The sequence below is a fragment of the Tolypothrix sp. PCC 7712 genome, from assembly GCF_025860405.1.
Lineage (GTDB): Bacteria > Cyanobacteriota > Cyanobacteriia > Cyanobacteriales > Nostocaceae > Aulosira > Aulosira diplosiphon.
This window is the reverse complement of record NZ_CP063785.1, coordinates 3747400-3767161: the sequence shown is the minus strand read 5'-3', so window position 1 is coordinate 3767161 and position 19762 is coordinate 3747400. Positions and strand designations below refer to the sequence as shown.

Below are 19762 nucleotides of genomic sequence, written 5' to 3'. Positions count from 1 at the left end.
TAGGAACGTAACGCATCCTACAACAATTTTGATGATTTAATGATTTACTTGTTCTGTCAGCTTGGTTAACACCTCATTTGAGCGCTCAACAAAGGATTTCATTCCTTCACCATCAAAGCCTTTCTGAGACATTAACGCTAAATCGTAGACATGCTGGCAAATCATGTTCACTAATTGTGCTGTTGGGGATAAACCATCTCCTTGGATAATACTACCTTGACTGAGATTAGCCAGATTTTGAATTAGGGGATGAGCAGTATTAACCAGTAAAATATGGTCTTCGGGAAACTCTGTAGTTTGCTGCTGCATCATCGCGTTCATTTCTCGCAGACGACGGAGAATTTCTGGTAGTAGTACCATTGCAGGTGGAGTTCCCTGAGGATTATCCGATTTCAACGCTTCTGTGCGGATATTGACTTTGGGTTTATTGAGAGCTTTTTCAAATAATTCTTTGATGACTTCACTTTTAGTTTTGTTGGTTGTGGGGTCTACAATTTCCCCAGATTTATCATCCAACAGGGTATTATCTAAGTCTGAGTCTACCCGTGTGAATTTTACATCGTTATATTCCCGTTCTAGGAAGTTGATGAAGTGGGTATCGATGAAGGAGTCCATAAATAGGACTTCTAAGCCCTGATTTTTATGTAATTCTACGTAGGTGGCTTGTGAAGCTTCATCAGTGCAGTAGAAAACTTTATTTTCGTGGCGTTCCTTGTTGCGTTCTAAGTATTCTTTCAGAGTGGTGTAGGGAGTGCTAGTTGCTGAACCCTCAGTGCTGGGTGCATTTGGGGTAACATCTTGCCAAACATCTCCTTCTTGGGACTGGACTTCAACTGCTGGAGTTGACGCAGGGTTTTCGGCAACTTTAGCAGTGCTGCGGAAGACAATGATGTCTTCAACTTGTTTTTTGAATTTATCATCATTGAGCACACCAAACTTCACAAAAGTGCCGAGGTCTTTCCATGCACTGATGTATTGTTCGCGGTTATCGCGGTAAAGTTCTTTTAAGCGATCGCCTACCTTCTTAGCAATGTAGTCACCAATTTTGCGAACAGTGCGATCGCCTTGTAGGGCGCTACGTGATACATTTAAAGGAATGTCAGTACTATCAATTACACCCCGCATAGGCATGAGGAATTGGGGAATAATTTCTTCGCAGTTGTCGCTGACAAAAACTTGATTGCAAAATAGCTTAATCTGTCCCTTAGTCACATCGACATCGGGTCTCATTTTGGGGAAATACAGAATCCCATTAATGATGAAGGGATAATCTGTATTCAGATGTACCCATAGCAGAGGTTCTTCTTGAAAAGGATAGAGATAGCGGTAAAACTCTAAATAATCTTCCTTGCTGAGATTATTGGGAGATTCTCGCCAAGGTGCTTTTTGCTGATTTAAAACTTCACCTTCCAGCTTGATTGCTACTGGCATGAAGTCGCAATATGTCTTAACAAGAGTCTTAATCCGTGCTGATTCTAAATATTCTTCTTCTTCCGCTTGCAGAGTCAGGGTGATGGTAGTACCGTGAGTTGTCCGGGATGATTCTTCTAAAGTAAACTCTGGTGAACCATCACAAGACCAGTGTACTGCTTGCACACCTTCTTGGTAGGAGAGGGTATCAATTTCGACCTTTTGCGCCACCATAAAGGAAGAATAAAAGCCAAGACCGAAGTGACCGATAATTGGTTGGTCTGATTTGCCTTGATACTTGTGAATAAATTCTTCAGCACTAGAGAAAGCAACTTGGTTGATGTATTTCTTTACTTCCTCTGCGGTCATTCCGATACCGTTATCGGAGATAGAGATAGTCTTGTTATTTTTATCTATGGCTATTTCAATCTCTGGTTCGCCAATCTCCCCAGTATATTCTCCAGCACGGGATACCATCTTTAGTTTTTGAATGGCATCTACAGCGTTAGATACTAGTTCCCGCAAAAAGATTTGGTGGTCTGAGTAGAGAGACTTCTTAATAATCGGGAAAATATTTTCAGTATGAATACTGATAGTGCCTTGTTCTATCATAACCTAATTTTAGATAAAAGTCGCTTGTTGAGGATTCTAAGGGTATAGTTTAGTGCGATCGCACTAGTTGAGAGGATTGTTTACCCCCATTCCGAAATGCGGATTTCCCTACTTCTTTTATCCGGTTACACAACTTAAACAATACACAAAAATCTTCTTTATTGTCCGCTTCAAGTAAACTAGACTGTGCTACTTCTTGTCTAAGACCTGTGTAACTTTCTATAACAGGCCAGGCGTACAGATATTCCTAAAACATTTCATAGATATGACAGACTTGTAAAAAAGTTAACATTTATTGCTAAACTCAACCTAGTAACGTTTTATTAAGATCTGATTAGTAAAGAAAATCTTAAGGATACCCAATTAATTGCTGGGTAAGAATTTCAGCGAATAAAAGCTAGAGTGTCCCAAATTTCTGAACCCCTTACAAAACAAAAATTTTACTCTAGGTTACAAATTAGCTCTAATTTTTGGTATTCTTAATTTTTATTCTAAAAAAAGAAGTAGCTTTTCAGTATATTTTTTTATATTAAATGAGTGTTCAAACAATTGAATACAGTTCCCTGAATATTCCTGATAACTATTTTGGATTTTCTGTATTGCTGGAACTAACTCATCAATATCTTTTATAGCCACTCCTATTTTATTTTCTTCTACATATTGCTGCAAATTAGTTTTAGTTTTCACAATTACTGGCTTGCCACATCTAATAAACTCTACAAGTTGGCCTGATGCTTTGGATATGTAGTAGTGGTTTACATCTCCTATAGCATAACCAATAAAACCAATATCACATAACTGAATTATTTCAGACAATTTATCTGGAGGTACTCTAGAAGAGTTAATATGTGGAGAAACTTCTAAACTTTTAAGTAATATTTCTATCTCTGGAGTTAAAAAACCTTGAAGAAATAAATTAAACTTCTCTAAGTTCTGCTGATGGCATATTATTAATTCATTACTAAATCGCCAATTAGCAATAGTCCCACTTTGCATAATTATAGGAAGTTGGGATTTACAACTGTATTTATTTTGCAATTGTATTGGTGGTAATGATACTGGTAAAAAGAAAACACTATTTGGCATTCCATCGTAACTAATACTCTTTAATAATGCCTCTAATCTTTCTGAATCCTGAATTATTATTTTTTGATTTTTATGCAGAGTCTTTCTGGTGATTAAAGCAATATTTTTTTGCACTAACTGCTGATTCTTTTTCTCATCATAACCAACAAAATCCTGGCTCCACAAAATAGTTTTATTTTTAAAAATTAAATCAGAAATAATATACAAAAAATTATCAATAGCTAATACAAATTTATAATTTTGATTTTTCTTTGTATATAAATCCATTAAGTCTTTTAAAATATTTATGACTGGCTTATAATTACCTTCTTTAAGTTTTTTATTAAATTGTTCTGTCCAAATACCACGTTCATGTCCATAAAAGTAATCAATGTCATAATCAACAGACAGTTCATTAATCAAATGTCTGATATGAGGGTATAAATCATCATCATTAGGAAATGGACTTACTAGTAATATCTTTTTATTGTTCATAGATTTTTAATTAAAAATAACCATATTTTAAAATAATTTGACAATAAATACGCTACCCCATGTATTGAAGTTTAGTGGTTTACCTGACATCCATTCCATATGATCAATTATTTTTAAACCCATATTATTTAATAAAAATTCTAGTTCAGGTTTAAACAAGTAGCGCATTTGATGAGTTTCTCGAACTTCTTTAATAGCATCGCTATTTTTATCTTGAATAAAGATTTGATAATTAACATCTACCAAATTTTCATTAGGATACATCTTAGGTTCAGCAATTCTAGTCACATAAATTTCTGAATCTTCTAGTCGTTTGACCCGAACCTCTGGTGGTTCACTTAATACAGCTGGCCCATACCAAATATCAAAAATGAAAATTCCTCCGGGTTTGAGATGTTCTTTGACTGTAGCAAAAGTTGCTAGTAAATCTTCATTTTTTGTTTGGTAGCTGATGACATGAAACAAAGATAAAACGACATCAAAATTTTTATGCAATCTAATTTGGCGAATATCCCCATGAAAAACTTGCAATTTGGAAGCTAAATTTTTGGGTATTTCACAAATACGAGTTTTAGCTTTTAGTAACATTTCTTCACTAAAATCTACTCCGTCAATTTGATAACCTTCTGCAGCTAAAAGTGCTGCATGTTTAGCTGTACCACACCCTAGCTCTAAAAGAGTTTGTGCTGCTGGTAAATAGGTTTTAATTAGCCTATGAACAAACTGAACTTCTGCTGCATAGTCTTTATCGCCGTAGAGTAAGTCGTAGTAACGTGCATAGTTAGCAAATATAGTCATTACTTTAAGCCTTAAGTTTAAAATACAATCCAGAATAAAAAGGAACTGAGTTTTGTGAATGGAAAGGAATAACACAAGCATCATCCTTAGATTGCCAAATATCAATTAATTGATAACCGATGTCTGTTATCCCTTTAATAAATTTAGCTTTATTAAACACATATTGAGGATAAAAAACCTTACCTCCATTTTGTAAAGTCACAAATTCTTTGCCATTGTATAGTGGTAAACGATTGATTAATAAGTGTTTAGGTTTATTTAAATCAGTAATTTTATCTGCAAAATTTGCTACATATTGCACTGAACCAGAAGCAAGAAATATATCTTTACCTGTAACATCATTAAAATCACTACTAAAGAATAAGTTGTAGACATTTCTTTTCTCAGCTAATTGTCTGCCAACTTTGCAGATCTCTGGTAAATCACAAATCATCCATTGTAAATTTGCTGGATATTGTAAATATTTTGCATAGCTATAGAAATGAATTCCTACATTGCCACCAAAATCAAAAATTTGGTTAATTCCTTGATTTAATAGTGACCCAAGCCAAAATAAAATTGGATAATCATAGGCTGCAATAATCCGACGACGATTTTCCCAATTATTACTTTCAAGCATATTTTGATATTCTTGGGCTAGTTCTGCATTATCATACCCAATACTTTTCGTTTTAGGTGCTGCTTGCATTGCTTGTTCCAATGTTTCAAATACTCCCCAAAAACAACCATAACCATTTGTTGCAAATCGAGACTTATATTGTTTCTCCGCAAAAATTTTGTAAACTTGTTGAGTAAATGGTATCTGCTTGATAATTCTCTTCATTTAAGAATCTCTCTAATTGTTATTACTACTTGCTCAATCTGCTCATCTGTCAATGCCATTCCACTAGGAATATAAAAACCACGGCGGGCGATTCTCTCTGCTACAGGACATATAACATCTTTAAATAAACCCATATTTTGGAAAACAGGTTGTTCATGCATACACCAGAAAAATGGTCTGGTGCCAATTTGATAACTACTCAAGCGATGCATCACATATTCTGCATCAAAAGGTACACTATCGTTTAATACAAGGCCATATACCCAATAAATATTGTCAGCATAGTCAGTTTGGCATATAGGTAACTGCAACCCAGGAATATCAAGTAAAAGTTCTGTATATCTCTTTCCAATGTGACGTTTGTGAGCTACAAACTCATCGAGCCGTTCCAACTGTGCAATCCCAATAGCGGCTTGTAAATTCGTCATCCGAAAGTTCCAGCCTAATTCTTCATGCACAAAACGTTTTTGAGGTTGAAAACACAAATTGCGTAAACTACGGCATCTGTCAGCTAATTTTTGATCATTGGTGAGTACCATTCCACCCTCACCAGTTGTGATGTGTTTATTGGGATAAAAACTAAAAGTACTGATAGTTCCAAAACTACCACATGGTTGTCCTCTATACATCTGACCATGCATCTGGGCAGCATCTTCAATAATATGCAGTCCATATTTTTCAGCTAGCACCATTACTGCTTCCATATCTACAGGTAATCCATATATATGGACGACCATAATAGCTTTGGTTCTTGGTGTAATTTTCGCCTCAATCTGACTGACATCCAGATTCCAAGTTTGAGGATCACAATCTATCACTACTGGTATTGCACCGGCACGAACTATGGCAGATGCACAGGAAATGATTGTAAACGTAGGAATAATTACTTCATCTCCAAAACTAATATTTAATGCTGCAACTGCCACATCTAAAGCAACAGAACCGTTACTAACAGCAATCCCATATTTACGATTAACTCTTGTAGCAAATTGCTCTTCAAATTGTTTAATAAATGGCCCTTCCGAAGAAATCCAGCCACTGTCAATACACTCTAGTAAATATTGTCTCTCATTACCATTTAGTAATGGTTCATTTACCGGAATAGGATTCATTAATTACTCCCTTTAACTACTTTAGTTTTATCGGCAGTAACACCTACAAATCGGGTTTTATCTTGCTCCCCGACATAAGGGCCTTGCTTCACTTCAAGCATCTCGATTTCTTCTAGGACTTCAAAGCCATGTCCCCCTGTTACTAAAAGTATGGTGTCGCCTGTTTCTAGAATTCTACTTTCTAGGTATTGCTTTTCGTTGTTGTAAAAGTCTACACGCAGTTTACCCTTTTTAATAAATAAAACTTCTTGAGTATACTGTACATTTCTAGCTACAGGATTATGAACATGGGGTTGAATAATTGTGTTCACCGGATGGTGCATATAGGCCAATTGTTGAGAAAGTTCATTAGGTGTAAAAAAGTGAATGCCCCTTTCATCAAAATGCCTGGGAACAATTATGGCTAAAATTTGACCTTGATAGAGAATTTGTTGAATCACTTTGGTTTTTCCTTAAAATCAAAAAGCTGTTATTGTGGTATTAATTACTTAATAAATTTAATAATGAGCTATAAATTAGCAAATAAAATGTATAATCTGCTATAGAGTGACTCTTTTATTACGTTTTAAGTAAAAATATAAAGAAGGGAAAATTATTCTAAAAATAGCTATAAATATAATCCTTGTATTTGTATAAAATTTAGGATTATATCTCAGCGTTTTCCAGAGGAATAAAGTAGATATCCAACGGTCTACTTTATCGGGATCGACCTCTAGAGACCTAAAAGTCAAGTATTTATAAATATTAGATATTGTGTGTTTTTTTAAATGCCCTAAAGATTCTGCTCTGGGAGCAGCAAAAGCTTTGTTAATTACAGTGAGACAAGTACTTTCTTGCCTTTTAAGATTTGCAGACATTGAATTCATAGAGAGTCTATATAATACTTGTACTTCTGGAATTACTACAAATTCATATCTAGCTGCTAAACGCAACCACATATCCCAATCTTCAGCTGCGCTAAGTGATTCATCAAAACCACCAACTGTATCAAAAACTTCTTTACGCACTAAGGGGTTAGAACCATTTTCTATAAAATTCCAAAGTAAAAGTTTTTGATAAACATCACCTGTATCTGTGGTATGTCCACCAGATTTTACAAACTTACCATTTGCGTCAATATAATCTGTCCAACTATAAGCTACGAAAGCTTTTGATTGTTCTTGCAGGGCAGTTAACTGAGACTTCAATTTATTAGGTGTCCAGAGATCATCAGCATCAATAAAAGAGATATACTCACCTAAAGACAATGCTATACCCCTGTTACGGCTAGCAGCAAGACCAGCATTTGGATAAGAAAATATGCGTAATCGAGGTTCAGCAGATTCAAATTTTTCAATGATGTCTAAAGTAGAGTCTTGAGAACCATCATTAATTATGATGAGTTCCCAATTAACAAAAGTTTGATTTAAAACAGATTGAACAGTTTCAGAAATTGTTTTCGCTCCATTAAATACTGGAAGCACCACGGAAATCAAAGGTTGATTAAAATTGCTAATTAACATACTATTTTGTGGGTAAAAATGGATCAAATTTTAGATATCCTAGTAAAGTACTTGTATTGCTAATATAAGGAATTTTTGTCAACCAAAAGTTAGTACATTTACCAGGCAATAGAATAATTACGGCAACCTTTAGTAATAATTTAAAAATAACTTTTGTAAAAATTATAGAAGGGTCAGTTTTAATAACCTGAATTATAAAATTAGCAGCGATCCAACCTTTATTACGTTCTGGTTGTCCTTCAATTGTTCTGTAAAGCAAACTTTTATAAGTGTTAGCAATTGAATATGGTTTCAGATATTGTAGCGATGCAGGAGTTTGATTAAAAGTACGTTCAATTACTTGCAAACATGCTTTTTCCATATTACGAACATCAGCGGACATTGAAGTAGCTGATATGCGATATAAAATTTGTACTTTTGGTACTAATGCAAATTGATAAGATGCAGCTAATCTTAACCATAAATCTGAGTCTTGAGCATTAGTTAGTAATTCATCAAATCCGCCAATTTTAATTAATTCCTGTTTCCGAATCATGACATTGGAGCCACTACCAATGAAATCATCTAATAAAAGATATGGATATACATTACCTGTTAATTCTACTTTTCTGCATGAACGTAAAAATTTACCTGTTTCATCTATGCAATTAGTCCAACTGTAAGCTAAAACAGCGTTAGGATTTTCAATTAATGCCTGATATTGTGCTTCTAATTTATCAGTCGTCCATAGATCATCAGCATCTAAGAAACTAATAAATTCGCCGACAGAATGAGAAATACCCCGATTGCGATTTACAGCTACATTGGCTTTAGGATAAGAAAATATTTTAAGGCGAGAATCTTTAATTTTAGAGATAACTTCTAAAGTCTTGTCTGTAGAACTAGCATTAATTACTATTAGTTCAAATTGTAAGAATGTTTGATTAAGAACTGAGTTAATAGTTTCATTAATGGTTTTTTCTCCATTAAATACTGGAATAACTACAGATATAGTAGTCATATTTTATATACAATATATTGACTATTTTAAAAGATAATTTATATGTTAATCCACTTTATATAACAACATCATCAGTATATTTTCAGAATCTATTAGTTTCTATATAGTCATAAAACATAGATGAGAGTGAAAGCCTTATATGCTATAGCATTTCCCAATCTGATGAAATACATTCTCAAAGCTAATAACTTTGTTTAAAAAGATTTGGGTGTAGCTCAGTTGCTTAGGAAACGCTATAACAACATAAGGCAGATAAGGCTTTCAATAATTCAATAACTTTGCACTCTATTTTAGATTAAAAGATGGGTAGAACTTAATTTTCAAAAATCTGCTAATTTTTAGATGACATAAATAAAAAGGACTAATTAAGGTACCAAGAAGTCTTTCCATTTCACAAGCTGCAATAATATCATGTTGCAGTACTTTATGATAACGAATTAAATGCGATATAAATTTATATATATCACTAACCATATAAATAGAAAAAACAAAAGGTTTTTGCCAGTTTTTTAGGAATAACATCCGTAAGTAATAACGACCAAGACCAATACCACGCATCAGTGAAATTAAATATTTTCTTTCTATCCTCCAAGATGGAATAATATGCTCTACTTCCATTGCTGGGTTGTACCAAATTTCCCAACCAGCTTTGTAAATATAAGATAAAGCTTCAAAATCTTCATAAGCTACTAATGAGTTACCAACTCTACCTCCTAATAAAAGGCGCGAGGGGACATTATTTTTCCAGATATTACGACGTACTACTAATCCTGCACTAGGAGGAAATCCTTTTTTACTAGGTTCATATCTTAATGATTTTTCTCCTCTTTCATTAATAGCAAGGTAAAAAAGAATTGGCTTGATATCTTCTGATGGTTCAACTTCAAATAAGCCATGAATTTGGCTACCATAAGCACCAGCATTTAGATGCTCTTGCCCAAATTTATAGGCTGACAACACCCAATTTTTTGCAGGTAAATTATCATCATCTAAAAAACCAACCAATTCGCCCTTTGCTTCTGTGATTCCTCGATTTCTAGCAAATCCTGCTCCTTGTTCAGCTTCAAAACAGTAGCGTAATGGTACATGGAAAGACCAATTAATTTGGTATTTTTGAACAAGTTCTGCTGTACCATCATGACTATTATTATCAACAATAATTATTTCCCAGTTTAGGATTTCTATATTTGTTTGGCTTTGTAAGTATTCCAAAACTTTGGGTAATCGGCTTTTGCCATTGTATGTAGGTATAACTACTGTAAAGTCAACTGACATTTTGAACTATGCATCCATGTGAATAGATCTGATGATTTTATTGTTCCCAGCCAGTAATCGAAAGATTCAAACTAAAATTAAATATTCAAATTTTCTGAATATTTAAAGCAGGACTGGTCTCTTAACGCTGTCCTGAGTCAAGAGTTAAAATTTTAAATCGCCCTTTGTGATCATTTACCTAAGAAAATTTAATGAGAAAATAACCGAAGAATCGCGCCAGCTAGCAATACACATACAATTCCGGTTAAACCAGCTAGAGGTTTTTTATTCTTACCAGTCAACCATTCCGATACTTTATCTGTGTAAGTAATTAATCCGGCTGTATCTATAGTCGCGATCGCCCATACCCAGCCGGCGTGAAGTCCCCAAGCTATACCCAAATTACCGCGATCGGCAAATCTGGCTAAGACTAGTACCATTCCCATCAGCCACAATCCAGGGAGTTGGGGGATGGTTTCTCGTTGTTCCCAGACTAAATGCAGCAGGGCAAAAATTAAGCTAGAAATGATCGCTGCTAGCCAAATTGGGTATTCTCTTGCTAATTCAGTGAAGAGGAAACCACGAAAAACTAACTCTTCTATGGCACCCACTAATAAAGCTATCAACAAAATTGGTAGTAAGTTGGGTAAAATCAACTGGAAATTTGATTCTTGCCATTTACACCAACCCAACCAAAATTGACCGATAAATACAATAGTTAAGCTCATCACTCCTAAGGTAAAGCCTAAAAGTAAAGAACCTAAAAGTGAAATATTAGCAACAAAACCGTAATCAGAGAGCGATCGCAACCCCAATGAACTCATTCCCCAGATAATTAGCGGGGCTAATAGATAAAGGGGTATTAATAAGGGTAACTTTTGTTCTGGCTGGAAAGTTTTTTGAGGTTGCAATTTGAGTGCGATCGCCTCTTGGCGGGCGCGGAGCGCCATCGCAATTACTGCTGCTATGGGTAACCAACAACCTATCCAAGCTATAAAAAAAGCCATCACAACAAATATTACTGGTGCATTTTGAAAAAATGCCAGTAGGTTGTCGGTTGATGGCGTGATCAATGTGATTAAAATAGGCATGAAAAACACGACTAACTTTTTGCAACAATAGATTTCTTGGTGATTATTCAAGACTCTACTAAAGTTAGTGACTTATGCAAGAGGTCAAATCGTATTTTTAGTGATGAGAAAATTGTCAATCAATTTTGTGTTTGAGATTTTAGATTAGCCCTATACCATCGATATTGGACTGGGCGAAGCGATGAGCAATTTTAGATTGGTTGCACATAGCTTACTACTCACCAAGCGAGTATAAGTATGTTTGCTTACACCATAATTCAACTTTGGAAGCAAATTTTAAATTCTACTTTCCAAAATTTCAAATCTAAAATTATGCGGTCAAACTACAGCCAGCTTGCGGCTGTAGTCGTAGAGATAAGTTATCCAGTATTTACTTTCAACCTACCTCTATCATTAGCACCGCTTATTCTTCGTCTTCGTCTTCTAAATCTTCTTCATCTAAGTCATCAACGTCCAAATCACTCTGGGTTAATTTTTTGTCAGTTTCACCAAGTTGAATCAAGTGAATATGCTTGTAACCCAGTCTAATTTCAAATTCATCGCCTGGCTTTAAGCCCATTGCTTTGGTGTATGTAGCACCAATCACAATTTGACCATTTTGATGAACGCTAACACGGTATGTCGGTTCGCGGCCTCTTCCATCTTTGGGTGCTTCTGGGCTGAGTGGAATTCCTCTCGCCGATAGCAAAGCATCATAAAAATCAGTGAGATTTACACGAACCTGATTATTCTTAGTAACAGTGTAGTAGCCGCACTGCTTTGCTCTTTCTCGACGCGGTAAATTAGAAAGCTCTTTTACTTTAGCAAGCAATGCTTTTCCGGTTAATGGTGCGGTTGCAGTTTCAGTCATTATGCTCAAAATTTCCTTACTTTCTCCAAACTGATAAACGATATTGTCTTGTGCCAGCATTTAGCTTTTTAGCATCTGCACAGAGCAACTCTTGACCCTTAAGGTGAGGGTACATTCCTGCTTATAGGGGGAAGCTATAGCGCCTCTATTATGGTTATCCACAACAGATGAGGTTTCATGGTAATCACAGGTATTAATTTCGGTGATTTTACGTCAGTTTTAACCATGATTCGCCAAGGAAAATGAAATTATTTTTTCTTTTGGCGCTACTTTCGTGGCTTGACTTTCAGCCACCTTTACAAATTATGTGAGTTCTACGGCCAATAAGTCGTAGACCTAGAAATTGCAGGTTTTCCACTTTCAGTGCTTGCTTTTTTACTCTTGAGTTATAGGGTTTACCCTACTATTACTCCAGAGCTTTTAACAGCATTAGATTTGAATATGGTCATACAGGCTTACACCCTTTAGTCCTGCTAGTAGAGACATGAAATTTCTTGTCTCTACATTACAAAATAAACAAAGCAGCAGCAGCCGCGCTTGTACGGCTATTGATACTGGTTTTGTTACTTCTGTAATTTTATATTAAATACTAGCATGGACTAATAATAGCAAAATAGTTGTTTTATTTTGAATTAAATTTAACTGGTAAACTTTTATTTAAATGTACTAGCTTAGGGAAGTAAAAAACGATGATAATTTTTCGAGGGTTTGATTGCAGTGGTGAGTATTGCTATGGAGCTTTGATCAAAATTCCTCTAATTTAGACTGCCAGATTTGACAACTGAGTTAAATCTAAGATTTGCTTGATTGAGACGAGTAAAAAATCCCTGAGGATTTTCGTCCCATTGATAGCCAACAGACAAAAAGCAGATAGAGGATTATCTGGGTCTATCTGTGGGAAGAATGAATTTTTGTACATCTGTCTAGTGCATTATTGCCAGTACTTGACTTCATTAGCGCTTTAACACTTCTATATAAACAAAAGGTGCCATTTTAGAAGCATTTGAGGTATTCTCCCAGCCAGAACTTGATGCTGTGAACATCAGGATGTAGTGCTACCCTAAGGTAGATTTAATTTATCTATTTTTCCTCTCGAGCCAACTTCCATGTGTCCTGATCTGGCTAACCATTTTTTACCTATACTGCCCAACAGGTCAATTAAATGTAAAGTAGCAATTACGTTTTTTGATGTTAGGTCAAGAGTCGGACACAAATGTAGCCTACTGTGCGTCTAGGGCTAAAATTTTAATGCAAATCCTGAAACTACTACTACGCGGAATTTTAAATTTATCTGGAAAAGTCTACTAGGTCAAGCAGAGTTAGCAACATCAGTTAAAATCTGGGAAGCTTACCCAAGATAGTGGCTCATTATCAAAACTTTTTCCGCAATTCAACTTCCAAAAACTTTACATCATGTAGCTTAAGAGTAGTTTTTAGGTGGTACTCTATTTTGCGGCTGTGTACTAGAATTATTAAGTTTTCAATCATCAGTCTATTAACAGCTAGCCTAGAATCAAGAACCAAAAGAGGATAGCTCGTTTTTTAGAGTAACCAGCCTGTAGTGATGAATTTTCAGGCAAGTAGATAATTTTCAAATTTTGGTTGGTAATAATGGAAATTCTATTTAAGGTCATTCGACAAGAAGAAAATTCCTCTCCTGTTGTAAAAACTTACCTGCTAGAGGTAGAACCTGGCAATACAATCTTGGATTGTCTCAATCGCATTAAGTGGGAACAAGATGGAACTTTAGCATTCCGCAAAAATTGTCGCAATACGATTTGTGGTAGTTGTGCTATGCGAATCAATGGCCGTTCGGCTTTAGCTTGTAAGGAAAATGTTGGCAGCGAAATAGCTAGATTAGCAAAAATTCCATCCCCAGGAAGGGAAGCAAATGTAATTCCAGAAATCACGATCGCACCACTTGGTAATATGCCAGTGATTAAGGATTTAGTAGTGGATATGGGCAGTTTTTGGCATAACTTAGAAGCAGTAACTCCTTATGTGAGTACCGCAGCCAGACAAGTTCCAGAAAGAGAATTTTTGCAAACGCCACAAGAGCGATCGCTTCTCGATCAAACAGGTAATTGTATTATGTGTGGAGCTTGCTACTCAGAATGCAATGCTCGTGAAGTGAATCCTGATTTTGTTGGCCCCCATGCGTTAGCCAAAGCTTACCGCATGGTCGCAGACTCACGCGACCAAACAACCGAAACTCGCTTAGAAAATTACAACGAAGGTACTAAAGGAGTGTGGGGTTGTACCCGTTGTTTGTATTGTGATGCAGTTTGCCCGATGGAAGTAGCACCATTAGAGCAAATCACTAAAATTAAACAAGAAATACTCGCTCGTAAACAAGCCGATGCTAGCCGTTCAATTCGCCACCGCAAAGTATTAATTGATTTAGTAAAAGCAGGTGGCTGGATTGATGAACGTCAATTTGGTATACAAGTCGTCGGTAATTATTTTCGCGATTTGCGAGGATTGCTCAGTTTAGCACCCCTCGGCTTGCGGATGATTGCTAGAGGTAAATTCCCCCTTTCCTTTGAATCTTCCGAAGGTACCCAACAAGTGCGATCGCTAATTGAATCTGTGCAAGAGGAGGTAGGGGCTAGGGATTAGGTACTGGGGATTGGGGACTGAGGATTGGGGATTGGGGAGATGAGGGAGATAAGGGAAAATAACAAACACCAAACACCACACCCCATTACCAATTACCAATTACCCCATGACAAATGACAAATAACTAAGGACACCCCTAAGCATTAATTACCTTGGATCTTGCGGTATATTTAACGGCTGCCCAAAACGGTCATAAACTAGAATATCCCACTGCCCATTATTACTAGATTCAAAAGCAATCCTAGTACCATCAGCGCTAATTGTGGGATTGCGGACTTCTGCTTGCAGATTTGTTGTTAAATTCCGCAATTGGCGTGTTTCTCGGTCGTAAAGTACAATAGCCGATCGCCCTTGACGACTGGCCCCAAAAACTACATAACGGCCATCCTCAGAAACGCTGGGATGAGAAGCAATGGTATCTAAAGAATTTAAACCTGGTAAATCTACTAAATTGCCAGTTATCCGATCAAATAAGTAAACATCTTGACTGCCCCTTCTGTCAGAAGTAAACACAATATATCTGCTAGCAATTTGAGGATTTAATTCTGAGGCTAAACTGTTGAGACTGCGACCCCCAGGATCAAATGGATAACTCAAAAGGCGTGGGTAGCCAAAACAACCAGTCAATAGACTGGAGCAAGCAAATACCGATATAAAAATAGAGCGTTTCATAAATATTTAATTGCGCGGCTGGGGCTAGCCAAAAAATATTCTTGAATCCCCTTGATGATTTTAAAGAAGCTAGTCAACAAATTACAGACTTATTTTGAAGCGTAAAAAGCCTGCGATCGCTTTTTCCAGCTTTACCCTATTGAGAATTAGGTGGTGCAACTGTTGCACCATTGGGAATATCTAATTCAATATTTGGCCCCCGGTCTAGGACTTCAACGTCCCACTGACCGCGGCTAGCGGTTTCAAATACCACATAACGCCCGTCGGGGCTGATCCCTGGTTTTCTCACCCAGCCGCGATAGACTGGGGTGAGGATTTGTGATTGTTGAGTAGCGCGATCGTAAAGCGCTACTACTGGTCTGCCTTGGTCGCTAGTTAGGTATACAATGTAGCGCCCTGTGTAGCTCAAGCTAGGACTTTCGGCAATGGTTTCCGGTCGGTTTAAGCCTGGGGTGCGAATGAAACTTTGGTTTTGTAAGTCGTAAATTAAAATTTGGTGACTACCGTTACGATTGGATACAAACGCTAAAAAGCGCCCATTTCCACTCAAAGTCGGTTGCTCCTCTGTATAACGACTGTTGAGGGACGTAGGCCCAAGTGGAATATCACTAGAACTACAAGAGACAAGCACAGTTGCCAAGCTAAAAACTAGGCTCCAATGAATCGGTCGTTGGAGCCAAAATCCCGGTGTAAATTTTTTCACCTCAACTATTTTCCATCGCCCTGACTATTTTAGATATCATCAAAATTGGTCGAATTATCAGAATCATCATCTGTTCTTCCAATTGGTTTGTATTCTACATAATCAGTTGGTATGGCATCATCATCTTCACGCTCTCTGCGAGCTGGTGAATCATTAACTGGACGGCGCTTCCTGGTTCTGGGGGTGACATCTTCATCACGAATTTCTGGACGCTGCGGTGTGTTATTACCACGGCGAGAAGGTTTTCTAGCTTCACTTCCCGAACTGTCCCAATCATCAACTTCTCTAGAAGCAGAACCCCAACTTTCCTCATCCAATCTGTCTGCAGGACGGTTCCCAGAACGCCCGCCGGAACTGCGGCGACGGCTTCTTTCCCCTGAGTCCTGTCTTTCATTACTACTGCTGGGACGTTCTGAACGACGGGGAGATTGATCTGTATAATAATCATCACGAGAAGAGCGATCGTCTCTGCTAGCACGAATTCGGGGACGCACAGGGCGTTCCTCTTCCTCATAAGGCAATGGCTCTAAATCATCATCCACCTCAGCTTGATATCCCCGTCGCCGCTTGTCATAGGAATATTTATTACTCACCTCGCGTTCTTCATCCACAATTGGAGTATTGCGCTTGGCTTGCTGGGTAGCGATACTACGTAAGCGAATACTTTCTACTGCAAAAAATACAGTTGTACCCACTAAAAGTAGCTGACCAAATTGCAAAATTGGATCTAATCGCCAACCTTGGAAGATTAAAATGAAGCCACAAAGTAAGCCTACTGCTGCAAAAAAGATATCTTGATCTCGTGACAGTTCGGGACGCACAGTCCGTAGAAAATACAGTGCTGCCCCAGCCACAGCCAGGAAAATTCCTAGAATACTGGCTGAGTTTGTCCCAAAATTTACCTGAGCCAGAATACTGGCTGAGTTCAGCCCAAAATTTATCATTGCTATTTTTCCAATATCAAATCTATGTTAGCGAGTCACAATTAAAATCACTACTCTAATCAAGCACAATATATTTAAGCTTCAAAGCCACTGGTAAAGAAGCTTTGAAGCTATCCACCGAAAGCTAAAAAATTTTTTGTCTGTCAGCTAAGTACATCTTGTCCTTTATAAGAGGAATTGCTGCTCTTAGTGGAATCAGGTAAATAGCCAACAGACAAAGGTTTATGAGAGTCAAGCTGACCCCCGCCAAGATTATGAACGTTGGATTTTATCTTTTTGGCTAATGAAAATCAAACCAACTGTCGCAGGGATAACGACAATCAGAGTACCCCACAACAGACTCCAAAGAAAATTTGCTAAAGCAGGTGTCATAGTTCTCAACCTTTTTTTACACACTTCATCATAATTCTAATAGTGTATTACTTCCTTGAGAAGCCTCACAATCATCAGCTACAAAAGGACAACAGCCCTGATAAATAATTAAGTTCAGGGCTGCTGGATATTTGCTTTTCCATCTCTAAGAGCAGGTAACAGCATTTGGTTAAAATTATAGAGAGTGGTTTACAAAGCTTAAAATTTTTGCAATCTTGCCTAGGTTGCTTCTGCGTTCACAGATAGTACTTCAAACTAATGACTGTTGTTAACCTAACTACTTGGATTCTCAATCCTTTATTGGGATTGATGATATTTTTGTTCATTTTTCGCATCATTCTCACTTGGTATCCGCAAGTGGATCTAAATCGGTTCCCGACTAATCTCATAGCTTGGCCCACTGAACCTTTTTTAGCTTTGTTGCGAAAACTAGTCCCACCCATTGGGGGAGTAGATATCACACCCATTATTTGGGTTGGGATTTTCAGTTTGCTACGAGAAATTCTGCTTGGTCAGCAAGGATTACTGACCATGATTTCTCATCTAAGTTAGGGCATGGGGCATGGGGCATTGGGCATTGGGAGGGCTCAGTACTGAGTGCTGAGTTAAGTTTAATGAGAATTAAATGTTGAACCCTGATAATTTCGTAGCTAGCCACAAAACGATGATTGTGGACTAATCTTGAAATCCTTATGGCATAAGAGACGTTTCTAATTCATATTAGGTGTGAATTATGAATTATTCCCTTTTCCTCCTCATCCCCAGTCCCCAGTCCCCAGTCCCCAATCCCTTACCCGTTCAACTCCTGCACAAAATTGGTGTAAACATTACCCTGCAAGAACTGTGGGGTTTCCATAATTTTTTGATGAAACCCAATAGTGGTAGGCAATCCCGTAATGGCACATTCCCGTAATGCCCGTTTCATGCGGGTAATGGCAGTGGGACGGTCTGGCCCCCAAACAATTAACTTGCCAATTAGCGAGTCGTAGTAGGGTGGAATTTGGTAATCAGTGTAAACATGGGAATCAATCCGCACGCCAGGCCCACCAGGAGGAAGATAGCCGCTAATACGTCCAGGTGAAGGGCGGAAATCGTGGTCAGGATCTTCGGCGTTAATTCGGCATTCAATTGCATGACCCTTTAAAACTACTTGGTCTTGAGTCAGCTTCAGCCTTTCACCTTGAGCAATCCGGATTTGTTCAACAACCAAGTCCACTCCCGTAATCATCTCTGTTACAGGATGTTCCACCTGAATCCGGGTGTTCATTTCCATAAAGTAGAATTTACCGGATCTATCCAAAAGAAATTCGATAGTACCAGCTCCGGTATAGTTAATAAACTGGGCGGCTTTCACGGCAGCCTGACCCATTTTATCTCGCAGGTCGGAATCAAGCGCAGGGCTGGGGGCTTCTTCTAAAAGCTTTTGATTTCGGCGCTGAATCGAGCAATCCCGTTCACCTAAGTGGATAACGTTGCCGTAATTATCCGCCAAAATTTGAAACTCAATGTGGCGTGGACGCTCAATAAATTTTTCTATATAAACGCCAGAATTACCAAAAGCTGCACCCGCTTCACCTTGAGCAGCCAAAAAAAGTTTCACGAATTCGCTTTCAGAACGCACTAAACGCATACCCCGGCCACCACCACCTGCTGTGGCTTTAATCATGACTGGATAGCCAATGTCTTTGGCAAGTGCTAATCCTTCTTGCTCAGATTCGACTAAGCCATCGCTACCAGGTACTGTAGGTACCCCAGCTTTGTACATCGTTTCTTTAGCAGTAGATTTATCTCCCATTAAGCGTATAGCTTCAGGAGTTGGGCCAATAAAGGCAATATGATGGTCAGCACAAATTTCTGCAAACCGGGCATTTTCTGCTAAAAAGCCATATCCAGGATGAATGGCGCTGGCATTACGTGTTAAGGCGGCAGCAATAATATTGGGGATATTCAAATAACTTTTACTGCTGGCAGGTTCGCCAATGCAAACCGCTTCATCGGCTAGTTGGACATGTAAAGCGTTACGATCAACAGTGGAGTGAACCGCAACTGTCGCAATTCCCATTTCTTCACAGGCGCGGAGAATGCGAAGGGCGATTTCTCCCCGATTGGCAATTAATATTTTGTCAAACTTCATTTTCTAGTTTCGAGATCAGTACCAGTAGATTGACATTCTCTCCCATTCAACTTGCAACAATGCTTTCCGCCTTATTTCAAATTATGACAGGAGATTCCCCAACCTCCTCCAAGAAGAGTCTATCAGCCCTTAGGCAGTCTCCCAAAGGCTAGGATTTGGCTGAGAACGCCTACGGGGGTTTAACTAGATTAACAATATTCCTATTGTTAGTCTCCTGCTGCATTTACCCGAAATTAGGTTTGTACAAGCTTACTTTGTACCCCACGTTGGCATACCCCTTTTAATATCTCTTGGGAAGTGACTATA

The 19762-nt window shown here is 37.7% G+C and carries 18 protein-coding genes; 2 read left to right on the top strand and 16 right to left on the bottom strand.

From position 1 onward, the window contains the following. Positions 1-36: 36 nt before the first annotated feature. The 11 genes from htpG to HGR01_RS15550 form a co-directional block, all read right to left on the bottom strand. On the bottom strand, positions 37-2022 hold the full coding sequence (htpG, locus tag HGR01_RS15600) for a molecular chaperone HtpG (protein ID WP_045874378.1): 1986 nt from the start codon (positions 2020-2022) through the stop codon (positions 37-39). A 486-nt stretch (positions 2023-2508) separates the two neighbouring features. Continuing rightward, the gene (locus HGR01_RS15595) at positions 2509-3582 is read right to left on the bottom strand and encodes a hypothetical protein (RefSeq protein WP_096621599.1); all 1074 of its coding nucleotides are present in this window, start codon (positions 3580-3582) and stop codon (positions 2509-2511) included. A gap of 27 nt (positions 3583-3609) precedes the next feature. After that, positions 3610-4380: a class I SAM-dependent DNA methyltransferase gene (locus HGR01_RS15590; RefSeq protein WP_045874380.1), complete on the bottom strand. Its 771-nt coding sequence runs from the start codon at positions 4378-4380 to the stop codon at positions 3610-3612. 4 nt (positions 4381-4384) lie between these two features. Further along, positions 4385-5203: a TIGR04325 family methyltransferase gene (locus HGR01_RS15585; RefSeq protein ID WP_045874381.1), complete on the bottom strand. Its 819-nt coding sequence runs from the start codon at positions 5201-5203 to the stop codon at positions 4385-4387. Next, positions 5200-6315 carry a DegT/DnrJ/EryC1/StrS family aminotransferase gene (locus HGR01_RS15580; RefSeq protein WP_045874382.1) on the bottom strand — a complete coding sequence of 372 codons (1116 nt, stop codon included), beginning with the start codon at positions 6313-6315 and terminating at the stop codon, positions 5200-5202. Before HGR01_RS15580 ends, HGR01_RS15585 begins: the two co-directional genes overlap by 4 nt. Further along, positions 6315-6755 (bottom strand): hypothetical protein, encoded by a 441-nt coding sequence (locus tag HGR01_RS15575; protein WP_045874383.1) that lies wholly within the window; start codon positions 6753-6755, stop codon positions 6315-6317. The genes HGR01_RS15580 and HGR01_RS15575 overlap by 1 nt, the downstream gene beginning before the upstream one ends. 99 nt (positions 6756-6854) lie before the next feature. Next, the gene (locus tag HGR01_RS15570; RefSeq protein ID WP_045874384.1) at positions 6855-7817 is read right to left on the bottom strand and encodes a glycosyltransferase; all 963 of its coding nucleotides are present in this window, start codon (positions 7815-7817) and stop codon (positions 6855-6857) included. Between the two features lies 1 nt (position 7818). Continuing rightward, complete coding sequence (locus HGR01_RS15565) at positions 7819-8817, bottom strand: glycosyltransferase (RefSeq protein ID WP_045874385.1); 999 nt, start codon at positions 8815-8817, stop codon at positions 7819-7821. A gap of 285 nt (positions 8818-9102) precedes the next feature. Then, complete coding sequence (gene hpsE / locus HGR01_RS15560; protein ID WP_045874386.1) at positions 9103-10092, bottom strand: hormogonium polysaccharide biosynthesis glycosyltransferase HpsE; 990 nt, start codon at positions 10090-10092, stop codon at positions 9103-9105. A gap of 188 nt (positions 10093-10280) precedes the next feature. Then, positions 10281-11171: a CPBP family intramembrane glutamic endopeptidase gene (locus HGR01_RS15555; RefSeq protein WP_194007740.1), complete on the bottom strand. Its 891-nt coding sequence runs from the start codon at positions 11169-11171 to the stop codon at positions 10281-10283. A 394-nt stretch (positions 11172-11565) separates the two neighbouring features. Next, on the bottom strand, positions 11566-12012 hold the full coding sequence (locus HGR01_RS15550) for an AbrB family transcriptional regulator (RefSeq protein WP_045874423.1): 447 nt from the start codon (positions 12010-12012) through the stop codon (positions 11566-11568). Positions 12013-13623: 1611 nt separating this feature from the next. Here HGR01_RS15550 and HGR01_RS15545 point away from each other — a divergent pair. Then, the gene (locus HGR01_RS15545; RefSeq protein ID WP_045874388.1) at positions 13624-14631 is read left to right on the top strand and encodes a succinate dehydrogenase/fumarate reductase iron-sulfur subunit; all 1008 of its coding nucleotides are present in this window, start codon (positions 13624-13626) and stop codon (positions 14629-14631) included. Positions 14632-14778: 147 nt separating this feature from the next. On the opposite strand, the gene HGR01_RS15540 is transcribed toward HGR01_RS15545, so the two are convergent. From HGR01_RS15540 to psbX, 4 genes are all read right to left on the bottom strand, one after another. Beyond that, a complete protein-coding gene (locus HGR01_RS15540; RefSeq protein WP_045874389.1) occupies positions 14779-15303 on the bottom strand; it encodes a TolB family protein in 525 nt (174 codons plus the stop codon). A 136-nt stretch (positions 15304-15439) separates the two neighbouring features. Then, positions 15440-16006, bottom strand: coding sequence for a TolB family protein (locus tag HGR01_RS15535; RefSeq protein WP_045874390.1), 567 nt, complete (start codon positions 16004-16006; stop codon positions 15440-15442). Between the two features lie 29 nt (positions 16007-16035). Then, positions 16036-16950, bottom strand: coding sequence for a Ycf66 family protein (locus tag HGR01_RS15530; protein WP_045874391.1), 915 nt, complete (start codon positions 16948-16950; stop codon positions 16036-16038). Between the two features lie 252 nt (positions 16951-17202). Further along, complete coding sequence (gene psbX / locus HGR01_RS15525) at positions 17203-17322, bottom strand: photosystem II reaction center X protein (protein WP_045874392.1); 120 nt, start codon at positions 17320-17322, stop codon at positions 17203-17205. Positions 17323-17580: 258 nt separating this feature from the next. On the opposite strand from psbX, the gene HGR01_RS15520 reads away from it, so the two are divergent. After that, on the top strand, positions 17581-17874 hold the full coding sequence (locus HGR01_RS15520) for a YggT family protein (protein WP_045874393.1): 294 nt from the start codon (positions 17581-17583) through the stop codon (positions 17872-17874). Positions 17875-18112: 238 nt separating this feature from the next. On the opposite strand, the gene accC is transcribed toward HGR01_RS15520, so the two are convergent. Then, positions 18113-19456 carry an acetyl-CoA carboxylase biotin carboxylase subunit gene (accC, locus tag HGR01_RS15515; RefSeq protein WP_045874394.1) on the bottom strand — a complete coding sequence of 448 codons (1344 nt, stop codon included), beginning with the start codon at positions 19454-19456 and terminating at the stop codon, positions 18113-18115. Between the last annotated feature and the right edge of the window lie 306 nt (positions 19457-19762).